The organism is Streptomyces alkaliphilus (genome assembly GCF_014141535.1).
Lineage (GTDB): Bacteria > Actinomycetota > Actinomycetes > Streptomycetales > Streptomycetaceae > Streptomyces > Streptomyces alkaliphilus.
Genome location: NZ_VKHT01000420.1, coordinates 1 through 4321 on the forward strand (window position 1 = coordinate 1; position 4321 = coordinate 4321).

The following is a 4321-nucleotide window of genomic DNA, read 5'->3' on the forward strand; positions in this document are numbered from 1 at the left end:
GTGCTCCCGCGTTCCGGGGTGGGGAGGGCGACCGATCCGGCTCGGATCAGTGCGCCTCCTCCAGCGCGCCCGCCAGGTAGGTGGCGGTCAGGACGGTGAAGACGTACGCCTGCAGGGCCTGGATGAACATCTCGAAGACCGTGATGATGATGGTCATCAGCAGCGAGGCGCTCGCGTAGACGGTCCCGAGCAGGGTGCCGGCCATGTACCAGGCGCCGATCAGGAAGACCAGGATCAGGATGTGGCCCGCGAACATGTTCGCGAAGAGTCGGACGGCCAGGGTGAAGGGCCGGACGAAGACGTTGGAGAGCAGCTCCAGCGGCGTCAGGATGATGTAGATCGGCTTGGGCAGGCCGCCGGGGACGCAGAGGTTGCGGATGCCGCCGACGAAGCCGTTGCTCTTGAAGGTCACCGTCATGTAGGTGACCCAGACGACCAGGGCGAGCGCGATCGGGTAGGCGATGATCGAGGTCACCGGCAGTTGCGCGAAGGGCACGATCGCCCAGGCGTTCATCACCCAGATGGTGAAGAAGAGCGAGACCAGCAGCGGGACGAACCGCTCCGCCTCCTTGCCGATCACCTCGCGGCCGATGCCCCGGCGCACGAAGTCGTAGAGGACCTCGGCGACGCTCTGGAGCTTGCCGGGGATCACCTTCGCCTTGCCGAACGCGGCCCAGAAGAAGGTGATGACGACGATCGTGCTGATCACCGCCAGCAGCATCGCCTTGTTGAACTCGAGGACGAAGAGCCCGAAGTCGATCGTGAAGATCGGCTCGAACTTGAAGGACCACACCGAGGGCGCGGGGTAGCCGCAGTCCTGGAACAGGTGGCAGTCGGTCTCGAAGGCGAGCGTCTGGTCGCTATTCACCGCGAGCTCCTTCGGCATGACGCATGGATACGGCTACCTCGGGTGTCGGCGTGGCGGCACGCCACGGAACGGCACTGGACTGGGGTCGCGGGAGGACGGAGCCGTCGGAGACGCGCGTGCGCGCCCGCTCCGGGTGGTCCGGGAGGGAAGCCGCGGCCGTCCCGCACGGCGCGCTCCCCGGTGTCACCGGGCTTCCGGCGACGGACGATAGCAGCCCCGCGGAACGGGTCCGTATGCCGGCCCTCGGAACCGAACGCCCCCGTCCGCGGCTCACTCGCCAGCCTCCCGCCCCGGGGCCCCGGCACCGGCCGGGGCATCGGTGGAGGAGTCGGCGGTCGGCACCACGTAGGGCGTCTTGACCTTGAGGTTGGTGCGGATCTGACCGATGATCCAGGCGAACATCGCGACCAGGACACCGGCGCCGAAGGCCCGGCCGTCCAGGAAGGTCGCGTCGCGCAGCAGGATCATCAGGACGAGCAGCACACCCACCTGGGTGATGTAGATGACCAGGGCCGCGCCCATGAAGAGTTCGGGCCAACGGTGGCCGACCCGGGCGAGACCGAACTGGCCCGAGGCGAAGAAGAGGAAACCGACGAGCACGCCGAGGAAGACCCCTAGCGCGCCGGCTCCCCCGGCGACGAGGGCACCGACGAGGATCGCGAGGGCACCGGCAGCGGCCGTGAAGAGAGCGGCGCCGCGGATGATCCGGGCGTCGTTGGGCTGCATGGGGAGGCTTCTCCGGCTGGCGTCGGGGAACGTGTGTCGTCTTCGACGGGGGCGAGCGAAGGTGCCCGGCGGTGGGGCCGAGTGGCCCTGTCGGCCGCGACTCGTGAACGGTATCACAAACTTTTTGATGAGGTCTTTACCCTCATCGTGTGCATGTTCTCACACCGGAGAGGTATGAGTTTGGGCTGTTCGGGTGACGGCCGTTCGAGAGGGTTTCGCATTCGCGACACCCCGTCCGGCAGCGAAACGAACCGGTCAGCCGCGGCTTCCGGTGCGCCGGGGGGCCGGCGCGGAGCCCTGCCGGGCGCCGAGGGCCGTCGACCCGTTCGCCGAGCGTACCGGGCGCTCCGGACCCCCCTTGGTACCGGGGTCGGCGGGGGTGTGCGGAGAGGTCCCGGCGGCCCGCGCCCCGGGAGCCGCCCCGCCGCTCCCGGCCGCGCCGGTCCCGTCGGTCCCGCTCGCGACGGACGGGCTCCCGTCCCCGGTGCCGTCCCCGGGGTCGGTGCCGGCCTCGCCACGGTCCTCGGCCCGGTCCTCGGTGTCGTGCTCCCCACCGGCGGGGGCGGCGGGGCGCCCCTCCCCCCCGGTCCCGGCGGCGGCCCCGGGGGTCCCGGCGCCCGGGGCGTCGGGTGCGTCGGGTGCGTCGGGTGCGTCGGGTGCGATCTTCTCCCCCGCGCCATCGGCGGCACCGCTCACGGGCGCGGTCGGTGAGCCGGCGTCCGGCCCGGTCGCCGGGACGACCCGGCGGTAGCGCGGCGGCACCATCCGCTCGGCCCACGCCGGCACCCGGGGCGAGAAGCGGGGCAGCAACAGCACCAGCAGGCCCACCGCGCTGAGCACCACGATCGTCGGCACCACCAGCACCGTGTCCTGCTGCACCGACCACCAGATCGCGCCGAAGGCGATCAGCGCCGCCCAGAAGTACATGATCAGCACGGCCCGGCTGTGCGAGTGGCCGATCTCCAGCAGCCGGTGGTGCAGGTGCCCCCGGTCCGCGGCGAACGGCGAGTGCCCGCGCCAGGTGCGCCGCACGATCGCCAGCAACAGGTCCGCCACCGGCACCGCGATGATCGTCAGCGGCAGCAGCACCGGGATGTAGACCGGCACCATCTCGATGACCGTCGCCCGCACCGAGCCGGTGAACAGCTGCATCCGGTCCGGGTCCACCTGTCCGGTGATGGAGACCGCGCCGGCGGCCAGCACCAGACCCAGCAGCATCGACCCCGAGTCACCCATGAAGATCCGCGCCGGATGCATGTTGTGCGGCAGGAAGCCCAGGCACATGCCCATCAGCACCGCCGCGAACAGCGTGGCGGGCGCCGCCGCCTCGATGCCGTGGCCGTACCACAGCCGGTAGGCGTACAGGAAGAACGCCGCGGCGGCGATGCAGACCATGCCCGCCGCCAGGCCGTCCAGGCCGTCGACGAAGTTCACCGCGTTGATGGTGATGACCACCAGCGCCACCGTCAGCAGGGTGCCCTGCAACGGGGTCAGCGCCACCACGCCCACGCCGGGCACCGGCAGCCACAGGATGGTCAGGCCCTGGAAGACCATGACGGCCGCGGCGATCATCTGGCAGCCCAGCTTGACCAGGGCGTCCACGCCCCACTTGTCGTCGAGCACGCCCAGCAGCCAGATCAGCCCCGCTCCCGCCAGCAGCGCGCGGGGCTCGTCGGAGAGCCGGAAGACCTCCCCGATGTTGCTCAACTGGGAGGCGGCCAGCAGGCCCGCGCACAGGCCGCCGAACATGGCGATGCCCCCGAGACGGGGGGTCGGCTCGCGGTGCACGTCCCGGGCGCGGATCGGTGGCACGGCACCCGCGGCGATGGCGAACTTGCGCACCGGGCCGGTCAACAGGTACGTGACGGCCGCGGCCACGCAGAGCGTCAACAGGTACTCGCGCACGGACTCTCCCGGGTGTGCTCCAACCTCAGGGCCAACACCCTAGTGTCCCGGCGGGGCCGCCGGCTCCGCGCGGCCGGCGGCCGGGGCGCGCCGGGGGCGGCCCCCGGCGGTCATCCGATCGGGTCCGACGGGGCCCGGGGCGCGGGCGCCAGGGGGTTCCCGGGTGCCGGCGGCGGGGGCACCGGACCGGTGAGGGCCGTCACCACCGGGTCCAGGGCGGCGCGGATCTCCTCACCGATGCTGCGGAAGTAGGGGAAGGGCGCCCCGTACGGGTCCTGCACCTCGTCCGCCTCGGGGGTGGGCGCCAGCAGCCAGCCGCGCAGCGCCGCCGCCGCCCGGCCCAGCGCGCGGGCGCGGGCCACCGCCCCGCCCGGCTCGGTGGCGTCCGGCAGGGTGGCCGGGTCGATGGCCCGCACCAGGCGGGTGAACTCCTTCAGGGTGAAGGTGCGCAGGCCCGCCGAGTGTCCCATCGAGATGACGTGGGCCCGGTGGTCCAGGGTGGCGGTCAGCACCAGATCGGCGGTGATGACGTGCTCGTCCAGCAGTTCGCGGCCGGTGAAGTCACCGGCGTCGGCGCCGAACTCGGTGAGCACCCGGGCGGCGTGCGCCTCCATCGGCGCCCCGACGTGCCCCCAGGTCCCCGCGCTCTCGACGATCAGTCCGCCGCCCGCCGGGCCCAGTCGGTCGCGCAGCGCCTGGCGGGTGAGGCGTTCGGTGATCGGCGACCGGCAGACGTTGCCGGTGCTGACGTACAGGATGCGGAAGGTCGCGCCGGGTATGCCGCCCTCCCCGGCGTCCCCGCAGGCGGCGTCCGTGCCGGGG

General features: G+C 72.3%; 3 protein-coding genes and 1 pseudogene. All 4 read right to left on the bottom strand.

The genetic code is table 11. From position 1 onward, the window contains the following. Positions 1-46: 46 nt before the first annotated feature. A complete protein-coding gene (gene atpB, locus FNQ90_RS14165) occupies positions 47-886 on the bottom strand; it encodes a F0F1 ATP synthase subunit A (RefSeq protein ID WP_182606716.1) in 840 nt (279 codons plus the stop codon). 252 nt (positions 887-1138) lie between these two features. Next, positions 1139-1594 carry a hypothetical protein gene (locus tag FNQ90_RS14170; RefSeq protein WP_143624027.1) on the bottom strand — a complete coding sequence of 152 codons (456 nt, stop codon included), beginning with the start codon at positions 1592-1594 and terminating at the stop codon, positions 1139-1141. A 737-nt stretch (positions 1595-2331) separates the two neighbouring features. After that, positions 2332-3499, bottom strand: a pseudogene (locus FNQ90_RS14175) (MraY family glycosyltransferase); the annotation flags it as partial. A 110-nt stretch (positions 3500-3609) separates the two neighbouring features. Next, positions 3610-4278 carry an arsenate reductase/protein-tyrosine-phosphatase family protein gene (locus FNQ90_RS14180; RefSeq protein WP_182606717.1) on the bottom strand — a complete coding sequence of 223 codons (669 nt, stop codon included), beginning with the start codon at positions 4276-4278 and terminating at the stop codon, positions 3610-3612. Positions 4279-4321 lie beyond the last annotated feature (43 nt).